Annotated in this window: 12 protein-coding genes; 4 read left to right on the top strand and 8 right to left on the bottom strand. The window is 61.0% G+C overall.

The window, feature by feature from the left end; translation table 11 throughout:
• Positions 1–157 precede the first annotated feature (157 nt).
• The 3 genes from BJI47_RS17875 to BJI47_RS17865 all read right to left on the bottom strand — a co-directional run bounded on the left by BJI47_RS17875 (position 158) and on the right by BJI47_RS17865 (position 3,657).
• On the bottom strand, positions 158–1,336 hold the full coding sequence (locus tag BJI47_RS17875) for a saccharopine dehydrogenase family protein (protein ID WP_088945004.1): 1,179 nt from the start codon (positions 1,334–1,336) through the stop codon (positions 158–160).
• Positions 1,333–2,937: an ABC transporter substrate-binding protein gene (locus tag BJI47_RS17870; protein WP_088945128.1), complete on the bottom strand. Its 1,605-nt coding sequence runs from the start codon at positions 2,935–2,937 to the stop codon at positions 1,333–1,335. The genes BJI47_RS17875 and BJI47_RS17870 overlap by 4 nt, the downstream gene beginning before the upstream one ends.
• Positions 2,938–3,066: 129 nt before the next feature.
• Entirely contained in the window at positions 3,067–3,657 is a 591-nt protein-coding gene (locus BJI47_RS17865; RefSeq protein ID WP_088945003.1) for a TetR/AcrR family transcriptional regulator C-terminal ligand-binding domain-containing protein, read from the bottom strand.
• Between the two features lie 108 nt (positions 3,658–3,765).
• Here BJI47_RS17865 and BJI47_RS17860 point away from each other — a divergent pair, with 108 nt between their 5' ends.
• The 3 genes from BJI47_RS17860 (at position 3,766) to BJI47_RS17850 (ending at position 6,741) form a co-directional block, all read left to right on the top strand.
• The gene (locus BJI47_RS17860; protein WP_088945002.1) at positions 3,766–4,623 is read left to right on the top strand and encodes a phytanoyl-CoA dioxygenase family protein; all 858 of its coding nucleotides are present in this window, start codon (positions 3,766–3,768) and stop codon (positions 4,621–4,623) included.
• A 136-nt stretch (positions 4,624–4,759) separates the two neighbouring features.
• Positions 4,760–5,482, top strand: coding sequence for a YdcF family protein (locus tag BJI47_RS17855; protein ID WP_088945001.1), 723 nt, complete (start codon positions 4,760–4,762; stop codon positions 5,480–5,482).
• Positions 5,482–6,741 carry a hypothetical protein gene (locus BJI47_RS17850; RefSeq protein ID WP_088945000.1) on the top strand — a complete coding sequence of 420 codons (1,260 nt, stop codon included), beginning with the start codon at positions 5,482–5,484 and terminating at the stop codon, positions 6,739–6,741. The genes BJI47_RS17855 and BJI47_RS17850 overlap by 1 nt, the downstream gene beginning before the upstream one ends.
• 20 nt (positions 6,742–6,761) lie before the next feature.
• Here BJI47_RS17850 and BJI47_RS17845 read toward each other — a convergent pair whose 3' ends face one another.
• The 5 genes from BJI47_RS17845 to BJI47_RS17825 all read right to left on the bottom strand — a co-directional run bounded on the left by BJI47_RS17845 (position 6,762) and on the right by BJI47_RS17825 (position 14,594).
• A complete protein-coding gene (locus BJI47_RS17845; protein ID WP_088944999.1) occupies positions 6,762–7,568 on the bottom strand; it encodes a hypothetical protein in 807 nt (268 codons plus the stop codon).
• Positions 7,569–7,659: 91 nt separating this feature from the next.
• Complete coding sequence (locus BJI47_RS17840; protein ID WP_088944998.1) at positions 7,660–9,987, bottom strand: hydantoinase B/oxoprolinase family protein; 2,328 nt, start codon at positions 9,985–9,987, stop codon at positions 7,660–7,662.
• 48 nt (positions 9,988–10,035) lie between these two features.
• Positions 10,036–12,162, bottom strand: coding sequence for a hydantoinase/oxoprolinase family protein (locus tag BJI47_RS17835; RefSeq protein WP_088944997.1), 2,127 nt, complete (start codon positions 12,160–12,162; stop codon positions 10,036–10,038).
• A gap of 23 nt (positions 12,163–12,185) precedes the next feature.
• Complete coding sequence (locus BJI47_RS17830) at positions 12,186–12,623, bottom strand: acetone carboxylase subunit gamma (RefSeq protein WP_088945127.1); 438 nt, start codon at positions 12,621–12,623, stop codon at positions 12,186–12,188.
• Positions 12,624–12,674: 51 nt separating this feature from the next.
• The gene (locus tag BJI47_RS17825) at positions 12,675–14,594 is read right to left on the bottom strand and encodes a hydantoinase/oxoprolinase family protein (protein WP_088944996.1); all 1,920 of its coding nucleotides are present in this window, start codon (positions 14,592–14,594) and stop codon (positions 12,675–12,677) included.
• A gap of 213 nt (positions 14,595–14,807) precedes the next feature.
• Here BJI47_RS17825 and BJI47_RS17820 point away from each other — a divergent pair, with 213 nt between their 5' ends.
• Complete coding sequence (locus tag BJI47_RS17820; protein WP_254900670.1) at positions 14,808–16,601, top strand: helix-turn-helix domain-containing protein; 1,794 nt, start codon at positions 14,808–14,810, stop codon at positions 16,599–16,601.
• Positions 16,602–16,608: the final 7 nt, after the last annotated feature.

Here is a 16,608-nt window from a genome sequence, read left to right as displayed (position 1 = left end):
CCGACTATGCGAGGCTCGGGGTGGTGCGCCGTCTATAGCGTGATCGCCGGCAGCGAGGTACCGATCGGCACCTCGCTGCCTCGACCAGAACCTGCCTATGGGGGCCGGCCGGCGGCGCTGTGGCAGACCGCGCCGTTCGACCCATCATTGGCCAAGTTCAGGAGGTCACCGTAACGGTGTGGTGCAGCCCCACTTCCGATGCCGCTGTCACTCTGCGGACGAACCCCTCCGCGTCTTCGATGCAAGCCTCGGGCGCGACGATTCCGCGTCGGGTCAGTCGTCCCTCGATCAGCTCGACGAGGGCAGCCGCAGCGGGAACTGCGGTGATGGTGCCCGCGCTGTTTCGGCTACTCGGGTAGAGAATGTGGCCTTCGATCGCGATCCGAGTGGGCACTCCGTCTTTCTCTCCGTCGACGGCCACCTGCCAGGCGCTGCCGGGGAGTTGTTCGGTCACCTCTATGCCCAGGTCCTGTTGGCCTTCCGGCGTTGTCATGTAGCGGGCGAGGAATTCCCGCGGTGAGATCGGCAGCCCGTCCGGGACTTTGCCGCTGAGCATGCCCAGCCTGTCGAGGTCTTTCCAGATCCGCACGCCCTCTGTCTCGAACCAGGCGAAGCGCACCACCGCGTTGCGCAGTCCAGCGATGTAGCGCCCCAGCGTGACACCCTCGGGGTGGCCCATGTAGCCGAAGTCGTGAGTGCCGAATGGCTCGGTCATCGTGAACGTCTGCGGCGAGGCCCACGCCGGCACATCACGCTCTGCGCCGTCCAGGTACTGAGATACGTTGCCGGACATGGAGTGCAGCATGTGGTCGTTCAGTGTGTAGCCGAGGTCCACCCGATATGGCACGCCGATCACGACGTTGACGGTGTGTGCCGACGTCAACTCGTCCACCGCCCAGCGCGCGGCCAGGTTCGTTACTCCCGGTGAGGACCCCATGCCGGTCAGCACCGTCAAATCTGCCGCTCGGGCCTCTTCGTCCAGTTCCGAGTTGTTGATCAGCTTCTGCGTGACGTCGAACTCATCGCAGACGTCTACATAGTGGGCATGCGCGGCCACCGCCGCACACACGATGTTCATGCCGAAGCGATAGAACGGGCCGACGGCGTTGAAGACGATGTCCGCGCCGGCAATCACCGCGCCGATGCTCGCGGTGTCGGCGGCATCGAAGCCCGCCGCGACCGCGGTCATCGACTCGGACTGCACATCGGCTACGACTTCTACTGCTAGCGACTCGTCACGGTCGGCGACGACCATCTCGTCGACGACGCCAGACTTGGCAAGCTCACGGGCGACTTCCCCGCCCACGCTCCCTGCGCTGAGGATCACGACCTTCATGCTTCGTTGTCCCAGACTCGGTGCAGCAGAATGATGTTGTCGACCGAGCGCTCCGCGCCCTGCACTCGCTCATCCCAAACCACACGGATTTGTGCAGGTGCCCACACCAGGTACGGCACCGTCTCGTTGACCTGCGTCTGTATCTTGTCGATGATGCCCTGGCTGGCCTCCTCTGACTGCGAGTTCAGCAGTTCCTCCAGGAGCGAATCCATCTTGGGGTCCGCGTAGCCGCTCGCATTGTCGCCGGAGTCGCTGCCCAATCCGTCGTACAGGCGAAGGTAGGGCGCTTCGTCGACAAGGCTCATGCCGCCTCGGGCGATATCGAAATCATTGACTATGTACAGCTTTCGGATCAGATCGCTTACGCTGCTGGCGCGGTCGATCGTGACATCGAAGCCGACTGCGCCCAGCATCGCCTGTGCGGCCAGCGCACCCGCCTCGGCCGTCGGTTCTGCAGTGGTCACATAGGTCAGTTTCCCGTCATAGCCGTCGGCCTTCGCCGCGTCCAGCAGTGCACGGGCCGCGTCGGGGTCTACCACGAGTGGATCGACGTCACTGTGCCACGGAGAGCCCTGAGGAAACATCGCCGCGCCCACTGGACTGTCGTTGTTGCCGCCGAAGGTGCGCTGGTCGATGATCGCCGGGTCGATGGCCAGAGCAATAGCCTGGCGTACTCGGATGTCCTGGCCCGGTCGGCCCTCCCGTTGATTGATGAACGCGACCGCCCCCTGCCCTTGAAGGTCACGGTAGCCAGCCCAGCCGTCCTGTTCTACCTGCGCGATCGCGTCGGGGTTGCGAAACATGAAGGCCATGTCCAGCTCGCCGCTGCGTAGCGAGTCGAGTTGCATGTTGGCGCTGGTGGTCGGAACGAACCGGACCTTGTCCAGATTGGGGCGGCCGGCGTGGTAATCCTCGCGCGCGGTGAGGACCAGTGCCTCGTCTGGAGCGTAATTCTGCACCGTGAAGGGCCCGGCCCCGATCGGTGTAAATCTGTCGCCGTTCACAGAGGACTCGGCGACGATCATGCCGGCCCCGGTGGCGAGCAGCACTGGAAAGTCCTGCCACGGTTGGTTGAGCTGAAATTCCACCGTGCGGTCATCGGCGGTCTCGACAGACTTGACCACGTGGTTCCAGGTCTGCGAGCCACTGGCGTAGCTGGCGCCGAACCGATCCATGCTCCATTCCACGGCTGCCGCGTCGAGCGGGCTGCCGTCGCTGAACGTCGCGTCTTCCGGCAGCGTCATTCGCCATTTCATGTCGTCGTCGTCGACATCGAGCGTCTCGGCGAGTTGAGGGACGAATTTTCCGTCGCGGCTGTCGCGCTTGACCAGCACGTCGTATATCGCGGCCATTTCTGTGCCGCCTGTGGACCCTGCAGCCTGTGTCTCGGCGGGGTCCAGCGTGCGGGGAAACGAGTAGGAGCCGAACGTCAGCTCGCCACCGGCCACCGCGTTCGACGAGTCTGCGACCTCGGCGACATATCCGATGGAACCGCCGTCGTCGTTGCCGGTGCCCGAACTGCCGCACGAGGTCAGCACCAAAGCGCCACCCAGCGCCGCTGCGAGCACCGGCGTCAACCGAGTCGCTGGCCCCCGTTTCATCTGTTTCGTCATCTCACGCCTCTCCGGCCTGGCCCGTGTGGTCCAAGTCACTAAGGCGACAGTAGGCGACTTAACACCCTTAGAGCAACAGTTGTTGCTTTAAGGGTGTTGGCAGCGTTCCTGATCGGCCTACAGAGTTGGCGCGAACGCCCTCGCGGTCGCCTCCGCAATGGCCTCCACTGTGGCGCTGGTGGCAGGCTTTTTGCCGAAAGTTGTGCTCAGTAGGAGTGGCCCGACGATCATTTGCAGCACGAAGCGGGCGTTGACGTCCTCACCTACTTCGCCGCGCGCTTTCGCGCGGGCAACCATCTCCGACAGGTCGCGCAGGATCGGGTTCCAGTGGGTGCGCTGGATCTCCGCGACCTCGGAGTCGACGTCGGACGCGAGTATCGCGTTCAGTGCGATCTCCACCGGGTTGGCAAAAAAATTCGCGAACTCTCGCGTGAGGGCCTGTACATCGGTGACCCAGGATCCGGTGTCCGGGGCGACGAGTAGTGCCGTGTGCAGCGTGAGGGCCTCTTCCACCAATGCCACGCGGGTCGGCCACCATCGGTAGACGGTCGACCTGTGGATGTTCGCTCGCTGCGCGACGTCTGCGCCTGAGAATGTCGTGTTGCCCTCGCGGAGCATCTCCAGCACCGTCGCGGCGACCGTGGTCCGCACGACCTCGCTTCGTCCACCCGAGCGCACGCGTTGGGTTCGGGGTTCATCGCTCGTCATGTTGGGATCGTATCTGCCGAACCAGCGCCTTAAAGCGACATCTGTTGCTTTAGTGGGAAATGTCTGGTTGTGTGCATCTAGCCGCAAATTAGACACTCAGGAGTGCTCATGACCGATCTTCCCCGTATTCACGCCTCCGGGCCCATGCAGAACATCACCGACGCGCTGCAAGCGCATGGTGCCGTGATCGTCGAAGACCTGCTGGATCAGGATCTGCTGCGGCGCTTCAACGAGGAGCTGGATGTACACCTGAACGAAAGCGCTCAGGGCGACGAGCGAGGCTTCGTCAATGCGGGGGTGGCGGCCTTCTTCGGCGACCGCACCGAGCATCTGGCCGGGCTGGCTGCCAAGTCCGAGGTGTTCGCCACCGAGGTGCTTACCCACCCGATCTATCGCGCGGTCTGCGACGAGGTGCTTTTGCCCAACTGCGCGACTTATCAGCTCAACCTTGCCCACGTGCTCAACCGCGGACCCGGCGGCACCCCGCAGCCGCTCCATCGAGACGAGGACGTGTGGGTTCACTTGGCCAAACCGCGGCCGACCATCATGTTGGCCTCGGTGCTGGCCCTGCGTGACTTCACCGCGGACAATGGTGCCACCCGCGTGATCCCGGGTAGTCACCTGTGGGATCCGCAGCGCCGGCCGACCGACGCCGAGGCCATCCCCGCGGTGATGAAGGCGGGCTCGGGCATCATCTATCTCGGTTCCACCATCCACGCCGCCGGCGCCAACACTACGGCCGACCAGTGGCGCCGGGGGATGCACATCAGTTACAGCGTCGGTTGGCTGCGAACCGAGGAGAACCAGTACTTGTCGATCCCGCTGGAACAGGTTCGCACCCTGCCGCGTGAGTCGCAGAATATTCTGGGATTCGGCGTGCATGATGCGATCGCGCAGCGTGGGGGCTATCTCGGCACCGTCGACCTTGCCGACCCCGTCGAGCTGATCGCCGCCGGCAAACTGTAGGCGCTACGCCAGGCTCTGTGTCCTGGGGCTCAGGGCTCAGGGCTCAGGGCTCAAGCGCCGTCAGCCCGTGCCCGCGGACCGCGAGCGGATCGTTGCAACCTGCGGTGGGGCATACCCAGTCGGATAGGTTCGACGAATGTCGTTCAACGCACGTGCGGTTGCGCTCGGCCTCGTCGCGGTGCTCGGGCTTGGACTGCTGATCGCGGTGGTCGTTCTCGAGTTGTGGTTTCTTCTGCTGTGGGCGGGGGCGTTGTTGGCTGTTCAGCTCGCGGCATTTGCCGTGTACGCCTCGAGGTTCGGACGCATCGAGCCACCGGAGGGGAGTGCATCCGTCGTCGCGTTGGGCTGTGAGTTGGGTCCGGGTGGCAGCGTCACTCCATTGTTGGCGAGCCGGTTGGATCGTGCGCTCGAGGTGTACAACGGCCAGATCGAGGCCGGAAGCTGGCCTGCTCTGATCGTGTCGGGCGGGCAAGGGACCGACGAGTCGATGGCCGAGGCCACTGCGATGAAGCAGTACCTCGCCGCGCAGGGCGTTGCGGAGGCGAAGGTCTTCGCGGAGACGGAGTCGCGAAATACCCGTGAGAATCTCGTGTACAGCAAGGAGTTACTGGACTCGGCGGGCCTGACATCGGAGCCGATGATTGTCGTCACCAGCGACTTTCATGTGCTGCGGACAGCAGGGCTCACCCGCGATCTGGCTATCAACGCTCATGTGACGGGGGCCAGAACTGCCCGGCCCTACTTACAAAAGGCTTTCCTACGCGAATTCGCGGCTGTGCTGCAGCGCTATTGGCAAGCCAACACCGTTTTGCTCGTTGGCATACTTGCCTTCGTGGTCTTCTTGCGGAACATCAACTGATGAACTTGAAACTCGCACTCGCGCACGTGACCCTGTTGGCGGGGGCGTTCGTGGCGGCGTTGACGCTGACGACGACGGTCGCGCAAGAATTCGCATTCTTCTCCGGCGGTGATCGCCTCGATGTCTTCTTCTATAGTGCGGCGTCGGGGGCGACGCTCGGTGCGATTGTTGCGGTGGTGATCGCTACCGTCGTCTCACGCACCCGGAGTGCGGGTGCGGCAGCGGGATTCGGCATCGTGCTGCTTGCGGTCGTGTCGCTGGTGCAACCGGCCGGGCAACTGCAACTGCGGGCGCTTGCGGCGGGGCTGATTCTCGGCGGCGTCGCGGCTCTCACCGGCATGCGAGAGCGTCGTACATTGCAGTGCGCTCTGGTGGTCGGAGTGGTCTCCGGGGCGGTCATGGCGGGCCCTCTGGAAAGCGAAGGCATCTCGGCTCGCTACGCCGACTACCTCGAACCTGATGCACCGCAGACGTATCTGCTGGTCGCGCTCGGTGTGTTCGCTGCCCTGTTGGCTGTGTCGGTGTGGATGAAAGCGTTCGAAAAAGAACCCGTACCCGTGGACAGCAAGGGCCGAATACTGTTGGTAGGGATCGCTATTCCTGTTGCCGGTTTGGTGCTGTACTGGCTGTTCCAGCGGTCGGTGTGGAGCCTCGGGACCGGCGAGGCCATGCAGAATCGGTGGTTGCTAGGGCTGGTGGTGATCCCGCTACTGGTCGGCGCCGCGTTCGCACTTCCTGCTGCGACGGGGGCCGTCGTCCTCGCCGCGTTGGCATATCTGGGTGCAGGCTCCACCGGTTCGTTCGAGATGTCGACGGCGCTGGTGTTCGTGGCACTGTTGTTGGCGGGCACGGTGGTCGGGTGGCGATGGCGTTCACCGATGACGGGTTTCGCACTCCTGGCGGTGGTCGCTGCTACGGGATTGTTCACCGATCCACCGCTCGACTGGATCAATATGGGCGCAAACGTTTTCGTGCTTCCTTTCGCCGTCGGCTTGCTATACGCATCGCTGCTGCCGACGGCTGCACCCGCTGCAACGATGTCGGTGACGACGCCGATCGCGGTGTCGATCCCGATCGTCGCCGAGTTCGGGTGGACGGCCTACACCCCGCTCACCACGATCGAGCCGAAGTTCTCCCCGACCACCTGGATGTGGACGTCCACCGCAGTCTCCGTCGGCTCGGTCCTGGCGGCGGGCGTGGCATTCGCGGTTCTGCGGAAGCGTCGAGCTCACTCGTCCGGTGACCAGGTTGCGGACTGACCACACTGGATGTCGTGGCGTCAGCTGAGCTGTCCCAGCTGATCGAGGACTGTTTCTGGTACGGCGGTGGCGGGAATTCGAGAGATGTGGAAATCTGCGGCGGGCCAGGTGTCCGCTGTTCCCAGCCAATATTCCTCCGGTAAGTCAGATCCATGGACGGCTTCTTGATGAAGGTCGACACCATGTGCATCCCGCATTCCGACGACGAGTCGATAGTGCGCAGTGACGTTGGTGATCGGTGTGTACGCGTCGAACCCGACGGTTGTAGGCGACCCGACCGCAGCGGATCGGTCATCGAGAAGTACAGCAGCGAAAGGCAGTGCTGCGAAACCACGCAACCAATCCGCGACATACATGGACGAGTTTTCCGCGTCGTCTGCATCGAGACCGTCGAGGTCGGAGGCCCCCGAATAGGAATGTGTTGCCTGCAGCCACTGCATGGGAGAAGGTATTTGCAACACCACCGGTCCAGAAACCATTGCAGTCAGTGTTTGTGCAAGATCGACTGCTTTTCCGCTGAGTGCCTTGTTTGCAAGCATGGTGCGTAGGGCGAAACCGGTTCGCTTCTTCTCCGACATGGCACCCTGCAGCGCAGGGTTCTGGTCGAGGTGGTGAGCGTAGAAGTGGCTCAAGTCGAGAATGGCCAGGTCTGGGTTGAGCAGGCCCTGTGCTTGGTTGAAGAAGCGGGCGTAGGCCACGGGGTCGTCCCAGGGGACCGGCCGGTTGCGGAGAAACACCGAGTGCGCGTACTCGTGGTGATCGAGTAGAAGTGCCGTGGGCCGCCCCGATTGTGGTGCGGCGACTGCGGAAAGAATGCTGGTTGTCATGGGTGCTCTGCTCCATGGGATAGACCGATCCCGTGCGGTGATGCCGTACCGACATAGTCGATAGCAGCATCACCGCACGGAATCGAAGGGGTCAGGACTTGTGCTGAACTTCCTCGCCGCACTTGGCTTCTAGTTCACGAACACGCTTGTTGAGTTCCTCGATCTTGAGGACCCGACGATCCGGAATCATGATCAACGGGAGCTCGCTGAGCGGGGCCTTCACTCGTTCAGGCTTGCTCTTGCCCCAGTGAGTGGCAACGAGTTGGTCGTTGTCGTCTCCCCAGGAGCCGAAGTACAGCAGATCCTTCGGTGGTTCGGGCTTGACGAACTCGGCCACGAACTCCTTGTAGGGCTTGCCACGCCCTAGACGGTCCCTGCGCATTTGTGCGCGCAGTGCGACCGTGTCCTCTTCCCGGACGACGAAGGTGTCGGGTTCGTAGACGACACCGTACAGTTCGCCGGCGACCTTGTCCGAGATTCGTGCGAGCTGAAGGTCGGCCATCACCATTTCGGGGTCGCGCTCGAGGATATCGCCGTATCCGCCGCCGGAGCCCTGGCTGATCATGTACAGCTCACCTTCCTTGGCGACGTCGAACTGCAAGCCCATGTGCCCCGTCATGTATGTCCCTCCCTCGTAGGGCTGTTCGTTCATGACGCGTTCGATGGACAGGTCGAACTGGGCGGGGTCTTTTCGGATGATGTCGTAGATGTTGATGTCTTTCACCATCGACAGTGGATATGTGGGGCATCCGTAGCCGCCGAACATTCCGGTGACGGAGGAGAACTTCGAACCGGAGGTGACGGTCATGAATCCCCAGCTCGGGGTGCCGCGTGAAGCGACGATCATCTCGTATCCCATACCGCCGCGGAACTTTCCGAATCCCTGGTTGTCCTTGACGATACGTTTGCTGACCAGCTGCAGGAACGGGACTTCCTCCTCCATTATTTCCTGCTCGGCGATGTCGGCCATCGCGCAGAACAGTGGTGCCACACCGTCTTCACCGTCCCTGAAGGCTTTGGCACCGCCGCCCATTCCGTTGAGGTCGGCGCACAGATTTCCTACCTGCTCACTGTGCTGTGTCGTTCCACCCCACAGGAAGTCGTTGATCTGGTTGAACCACGGAGCGATGACGTTCGAATACTTGGTGGGGGCCGAGAATTGAAGCTTCGCGTAGGCGGTTTGCAGGGCAGAGAATCCGCGGAACGATGCCTGCAGCGACTGTCCGACGGGAGCGTCGTAGCCGGCGTCTGCCCACGTGTGTTCCTCGGAGATGACTTCGATCGGTGAGAGGGCGCCGGTGCTGCGGGGTAGGTCAGGCCACCAGTACGACAGAATGGCCTGCGTCATGAACGATTTGGTCGATCCGAGTGGAGAGTTGATGGCTCGGTTGAGGATCTCCGGGCCGGTTCCGGTCAGATCGACGGTCATTTTTTCGCCCTTGATGGTTATCTTGCAGGCGAACTTGATGAGAATGTTCTCTTTGAGGGTCGAGTCCACGAACTGGTTGAACGTGACTGTTCCGTCCGGCAGGTCGGCGATTCGGCACCGCACTTCTGCTTCGACGTTTTCCACCGTGGTGCGCAGGGTGGAAACGAACGCTTCTTCACCGACCTCGTCGATGAGACGGGTGACGGTGTCCATCACCCTGCCGACAGCGCCCATCTTGACCTTGATGTCGGCGAGCATCAGTTTCGGGTCACGAGTCGAATGCTGGAGGAAGGTCAACAGATCTCGTCGAAGATGACCACCTTCGACGATCTTGATGGGTGAGGCCCGCAGTCCGTCGTCGAATGGCGTTTCCGATCCCGACGGCATACCGCCTGGCTCGCATGCACCGTTCTCACCCTCGTGGATTGTCGCACCGACCCAGGCGATGATTCGCCCGTCGCGCATGACGGGCACCAGCATCGATTGGTCGGTGTTGTGGACCATGCCGAACCTGGAGTCGTTGTGGAAGAAGCCGTCCCCGGGCCGGATGCCAACTGTGGGTTCGTCTTTCCAGTTCTTCATGATGTAGCGAATCGGGTGATGCAGCACTGCGGAGAACGCGATGACGCCGCGGTTGGAGAGGTAGCTGACGTCACCTTCGGCCGTGTACACGGCGACGGAGAGATCTGCCCATTTTGCGCCCGGCGCCGCGCCCATGCTTTCGCACATTTCGAAGGCCTCGTCGAGCGCACCGGCGAGCCGCTTGCGGATGCGATCCGCCTCGATCGGGTTCGTATCTTCTGTCATGCAATAGTTTTCGTGCGCTGTGCGCGCAGCGATCTTGTGATTGCGCATGATCTCTGGATCGGGACCGAGGAACAGCGTGGTCTCGTCCATGAACTTGTCGACCCACTGCTGCTCTTGCTCGCTGAGCCTCTGGGATCCGTCTTGGTTGGAGGATGGGCCGCTGGAGTTGTCCAAAATTGTCATGATGCTTTCAGGCTCCTTACGAAGAACTGTGGATGATTCGACTGCACGTCAGTCTTTGAGGAGCCAGACGGCGCCTTGCATTGTGGGTTCGAGTCGCCAACCTGGTTCGACGAGGTAGGTGGTGCTCTCGGTCGTCACGATCGCGGGGCCGGCAATGACATAGGCGTGATCGAGGGCCTTCTCGTCGTAGACCGGGGTCTGCACTGGTCCTTCTATGTCGGTGAAGTGCGCTTTCCGAGTAGCCACCGATGCAGGGACCGCACGGTCGCCGCCGGCGTCGATGGAATCGAATTTGATGACGCCCCCTTCGATGTACGAGGCAACGCGCAAGGTCTGGACGCGTACGCCGGCTTCCGGGGCCTGGGTGCCTTCGCCGTAGCGTTGGCCGAATATCTCGGCGAACGATTTGATCAGGTACAGCACATCAGCGACACCGTTGACCCGGTTGATCTCGAAAGAGACTGCAGTGGTGACCAACTGGTTGCCGTATCGCATGTCCATCTCGAGGCGATACTTGACGTCCTGGCGATCGTAGCCCTGCCGCACGAGGTCCTCGGTGCCTTTGGTTTCGAGTTCCTCGATGTAGGTGTTGAGCAGTTCGTACTGGTCGTAGATCGTTCGCTCGCGCGGCTCGTAGAGAACGATGTAGGAGCTGCGCTCATGGATGTGCAGGGGTTTCATGTTGCTTGCGCCCAGTGCGGAGAACACCGATGCGAACGGGGGGAACAGGATCTTGCTGATTCCCGCTTTGGCAGCGATCCCGCAGGCATGGAGTGGGCCGTTGCCGCCGTAGGCGAGCATCGTGTAGTCCTCGACGAGACCTCCACGGGAACGAAGTTCCTTCTCGATGCCGATTGCCATCTGTTCGTCGACGGTGCGTTTGATGACCTTTGCGACGTCGACAGCGTCCATGTCCAGCTCGTCGGAAAGGTTTTCGTCGATGGCGTAGATGGACCGCTTCTTGTTGAGTGTGATGAAACCGTTGGCGTAGTTCTCGGGGTCGAGGTAACCGAGTACCAAGTCGGCATCGGTGACCGTGACCTGCAGTCCTCCACGGTCGTAGCATGCGGGGCCGGGGTCCGAGCCTGCCGATTCGGGACCGATCTGCACCGAATTGTGGATGCGATCGAACGATGCGATGGAGCCGCCACCGGCACCGAGCGTGTTGAGGTGGATCATCGGTACCGACACCAGCCAACGGCCGATGGTCGGCTGGAAGTCGTAGTGTCGAACACCGCCCTCGGGGACCAAGCCGATGTCGAAGGATGTCCCGCCCATGTCCATCGAGATGACGTCGCCGATTCCGGTTGATTCTGCGAGATGCTGCGCTCCGCCCACTCCGGCGATCGGTCCGGAGTGAATCGTCTGCAGTGCGTCGGTCGAGTTCGGTTGGGCCATACCACCGGAATTGTGAATGACGAGCATCGGTTTTTCGTAGCCGGAATCGCGCAGGTTGCTCGACAGCTGATTGAGTGCGTGGAACATCGTGTTGTGCAGGAACGCATCGACGATCGTCGAGGTGGCGCGAACGTACTCGCCCTTGCGTCCGGATACCTGGCTGCTGAGCAGGACCGGTATCGCGCCGAGTTCATGCGTCGGATACTCGTCGAGAATGATCTCGAGGATCTGCCGCTCGTGGGACGAGTTCTCGGTTGCGTTCGTCAGCGCTACGACGATGGCCTCGGCGCCGTTGTCCACCAACTCTCGTACTTGTCGACGTACATCATCGACCATCAGTGGAACCAGGACTTCGCCTACCGCGTCGACCCGTTCCTTCACGGATCGGACCAGTTGACGCGGTACCAATGGCTCGGGGCGCTGCGCATCTGCCATGTCGCCCTGTTTGACGCCGTCGAGACCTTCTCCGTAGCCGCGACCGCGCGAGAGGTGGATGGTGTCTTCGAAACCGTGTGTCACCAGCGCCGCGACCTTGGGTCCTTTGCCTTCGATGAGGGCGTTCGTGCCGAGTGTGGTGGCATAGCGAACCGAGTCGACCTCGCGGAGGGCGTCGCTACGGCTCACCCCGGCCCGTGAGCATGCCAGGTCGAGTGCTTCGTTGAAGCCGAGAGCAAGGTTGTGATGGGTGGTCAAGGCTTTCGCTTCGACGTAGATGTCGTCCCAGACAAAGAAGCAGTCGCTGAACGTTCCACCGATGTCAACGGAAATGCGTTTCATGAAAGTCTCCTTCGATCCAGTAATCAGTGCTGAGCGTGTGAATGGGAATGCGTGTGTGGGGGGCGCGGTTCCGAGATGGCGTTCTCTCCGGGCCCGTAGTTGATCAAGGTTTCGGGATCACCTTCGCGGTCGGCCCACTGCTTCTTGAGGGCGTCGATATCCCAGATCATGTCCACGGTCGGGGGATGGCCGGGAGGGGTGTATTCCGTCTCGATCTGGGTGCCGCAACCCGGGCAATAGAATTCGAGAATGCGGCAGAACAGGGGATCTGGGGCAAAGGTGTACTCGTACTTTTCTGGATCGAGAATGGATGGGTGAATCTCGCGCGGGTCGCGGTCGTACACCAAAGTTCCCTCTTTGTAGTTCCCGCGGGCATCACCGAGGTCGTGTTCGCAGACCCGGCACAGCCACAGTTCGGAGTCGAGATCGATCGCGAGATATTCGGTCATGGGAATACGCATGATGTTCTTCACTTTCGTTTCGAGAAATGCAGATGTCATGGTCGTGTCGAGCTACACGGTGTCGGTCAGGATGAGGTCACCGGAATCGGAGACCTCCAAATTCCAGCCGGTCGGAACCTGGGCGGTGAAGAACTGGCCCTCCACGATGGCCGGTCCTGAGGCGACGGACCCGGCGCTCTGCTGGTCGAGTAGATAGACCGGCAGTTCCTCGATGAGCGTCGCCGATGTTCGTACCGAGCGCGTCGCAGTGGACACGGCCGGCGTCTTCTTGTCGGGGAACCCGCCCTTGACGATCGAATGCGGGAGCTCGCGAGTGGCTTTCAGCACCAGGAGGGTCTTGTTCCCATCGATCGATCTGACGTCGATATCTCGTTCGAAGGGGCTGCGGTTCGCTACCGCCTGTGCGTCCTCCACGAGTGCGGTCCATTCCAGTGTGCATTCTGCGATGGCATATCCCTCTTGGAACATGTCGCGGGTTGCGCGGGAAAGGGATTCGCTGACCACTGCATCGATCTCTGCTGGCGTGCAGTCGGTGATATTGGCTTCGTAGGTCTGTGAGATGTCCGAGAAGCTGATGCCGAAGGCGGAGAAGACCGCGGCCAGTCGTGGGACGAGAACCTTACGTACTCCGGCGATCCTGGCAGCATCGCAGGCACTCATCGGGCCACCACCACCGAAAGCAGCCAGGGTGGTGGTCTCTGGGCTTTCGACGGAGGACGCGAACGATTCCGATACCTTTGTCGCATATGCGGAGGCCATCGCGATCAACGCCTCTTCGATGGACAGTCCCAGTGGTTCTGCGATGCTCTCTCTGATCACGGTGCGGGATCGCTCCGCGTCGAGGAACAATTCACCGTCCAGGTAGGTGTCGGGGTCCAGAACGCCCAGCAGCAAATTGACGTCGGTGATCGTCGCCTTCTTGCCGCCGAAACCGAAGCATGCCGGGCCGGGGGCCGCGCCGACGCTGTGTGGTCCGACGACGATCCGGCCGTTCTCGACCGCGATGATGGAGCTGCCACCCACTCCCGTGGAGTGAACATCGCTGAGTTCGTACGAGACTGGAATGCCATTGATCCGGCCACGACGTTCGGTGGCAATGGTGTAGTCGTTCACCGATCCGACATCGGTGGTTGTGCCACCCACGTCGATCATGAGCACATGTGGGAGTCCGTACGCGACGGCCAAGGCGCGCGTACCTTCCAGTCCGCCGCGTGGGCCCGATGAATAGGTCTTGAGTGCAACGGATTTCGCGACACGTGAGGACGCTCCATCGTTCCGGTAGATCAGCAGCGGGTTCTTGACCTTGTAGGTGCGTAGACGTCGTTCGGCGCTGTAGAGAAACCGTTCGACGGTGGGGTGGAGGTACGAATTGATGATCCCGGACCAGATCCGACGTGATCGGAGGTCGTCGGAAGCGAACTCCCAGCTGAAGAGCACAGGGACCGAACCGAGGAGATGTCGAGGGAAGCTCTCGAGGATTACGCGTTTGAGAAGTGCTTCCTGCTCTTTGCTTTTCGCGGCCAGGACGAGTCGCTCTGCACCTGCCGTCGTCAACCGGTTGATCTCAGCGACCAAGGTGGAGTTCAAGGCCTCGGCGTCGAGTCCGCCGGATACCACTGAAGTGCGTGGGCCGACCATGTCGTCGAAGAGCGATGTCGAGTAAGTGTCGGACCGCAGTTCGTCGATGATCGCAGCTTCGTCGACGATCAGCCCGAGGCGGGGGCCTTTTCTCTCGACGAGCGCGTTGGTGCCTTGGGTCGAGGAGTATCTGATGTGCTGGGTCGAATGCAGCAGTTTTCGAAGATCTTGTTCGCCGTAGATGACCGATGACACCTTGGTCATTCCGTCGAAGAGACATTGAGACAAATCGACCGGAGTCGTCAGTGTCTTCGTGAACGCGAACTCGGATCCGCTGCCGACACAGATGTCGGTCAAGGTTCCACCATTATCGATGTTGATCAGATGCTCCATCGAGGCTCCTAGCGTCGTCGAAAGGGTTAGAACTAAAGTGATGGTCATCACTTGTGTGACGAGCAAGGGCAAGCATCACACCGAAGGCTCGGGTGCAGAGTGTCCGACCTTGGGACACTCCGGGCCTGGGCCTCGAGGTGTTCCATGGGAGTAAGACCGACTGTGAGCAGTGGTTCGGTGCAGAAGCAGGCAGGTGGCATGGAGGACGCAATGATGGGTATCGCCGACGATGCGGACACGAGCAACGCGCCGACTCGCCTCGGTCTCGGCAGGAAGGACGGATGGACGGGTGGTTCCGAGGAGTTCGTTGCTGCTTCCTGGCTCCGGTCACAAGCCGCAGGCGTTTCGCCCGAAGGGGGCGACATTCGGTACATCGGCGATGTCGATGTGGCGTCGAGGCTGGTCCACTACGCCCGTCCGGTCCTGGAAAAGCTGATCGAGTACACCGAGGACGTGCCCTTGAGCGTCGCCGTGTCGGACAACAAGGGGCGTGTGCTCTCGAGGTTGGACACCAATTCCTCCATCGGATCTCTGGTCGATTCGATATCGCTGCTACCAGGTTTCAGCTATGCGGAAAGCGAAGTGGGAACCAACGGTGTCGGCACTGTCCTGGAGTCGGGGCGTTCGGTCCATATCGTCGGTACCGCGCACTTCCACGAGCGGTTTCACAGATACTCGTGTTCAGGCGCTCCGATCCGAGATCCACTGTCCGGTCACATCGAGGGTGTGCTGGATTTGACGTGTCTGGTCGAGCATTCGAGCCCGCTGCTGCACAGTTTCGTCAGGTCCGCCGCATCGACGATCGAAAGTGCACTACTTCGTGATCGAGAGCTCAGCCAACGTGTGCTCTTCGATGCATTTTCGAGGATGGAAGCCAAGTCGCGGGTGCCTGTAATGGTTGCGGGAAAAAATGTGTTGATCTCCACCGGTAAAGCCCAGATGATATTCGATGCTGACGAGCAGCGGGTTATCGTGCAGCACGCGTTGTATCTAGCAGAGCGGACAGAGAAAGCAACGGATGAGTTGGAAGTGTCTGCGCAACGGATAGTAAAGATAAAGACTACGAGAATATCTTCCCAAAACTCCGTTGTGGGCGTGGGCGTTTCCATAATGGAGTACGCGCCTAGTGGAGCAATGCAGGTGAACGTAGTGGCCGCGTATCGGTCGGCGAAAAGTGAACGCGTGCAGGGGCTCTCGTTGGAGCAATCGAATGCCCCGGCATGGAATAGGCACGGTAACCTCGTGCGTGAGGCGGTCGAACGGCAGGAATCGCTGATGATCAGCGGAGAGGTCGGGGTGGGGAAGGAGGCGCTGATCGTTCGTGCTATTCATGATGTGTTCGACGACGTCGAAGTTTTCGGTATCGAAACAGGTTTCGACCTACTCGCTGTAGAAGACAAAATAGAAGCCTGCGCCGGCGGTTCCGCTCTTTATATTCTGATCCGAGGGTTGGAGCGGCTGTCTATCGATGAAATAGACACTGTAAGTACGCTGCTCGAGTATCTTGGCGTCAAGAGCAACCTGGTCGGAATTGCCGCTCTAGAAACAGAGTCAGGGGTAGCCAGCGGGAGTTGTCCGCCGGCCAACTCGTTGCTTCCCTTGTTCGGTCACTCGATACATGTCCCACCGCTAAGGCACCGCACCGCGGAACTTCCTCGTCTCGCCGGTGAAATGTTGAGAGAAATGTCGAACGGGGCGGTGTCGAGGATAAACGATGATGTTGTCGCGAGGTTCGCCAACTACTCTTGGCCGGGCAATCTCGCGGAGCTGCGTCAAGTGCTTTCGGTATGTTTGGCAAATCAATCTGCGAAGGTTATCAAGCTAGCGGACCTTCCTGATGAAGTCAGCAATTCATCGACAGCCGCTTTCGGGATTCTCGAATCCTTGGAGAGGGAAGCGATAGTCAAGAGCCTGGAAGAGTGCGAGGGAAACAGGGTTCAAGCGGCCAAGAACCTCGGTATAGCGAGGTCGTCGCTGTACCGAAAAATCAAGACCTACAAGATCTGACTCTCGT

The sequence above is a fragment of the Rhodococcus sp. 1168 genome (assembly GCF_002091955.1).
Taxonomy (GTDB): Bacteria; Actinomycetota; Actinomycetes; order Mycobacteriales; family Mycobacteriaceae; genus Rhodococcoides.
The sequence above is the reverse complement of the archived record's forward strand: the minus strand, read 5'-3'. Positions and strand labels throughout refer to the sequence as shown.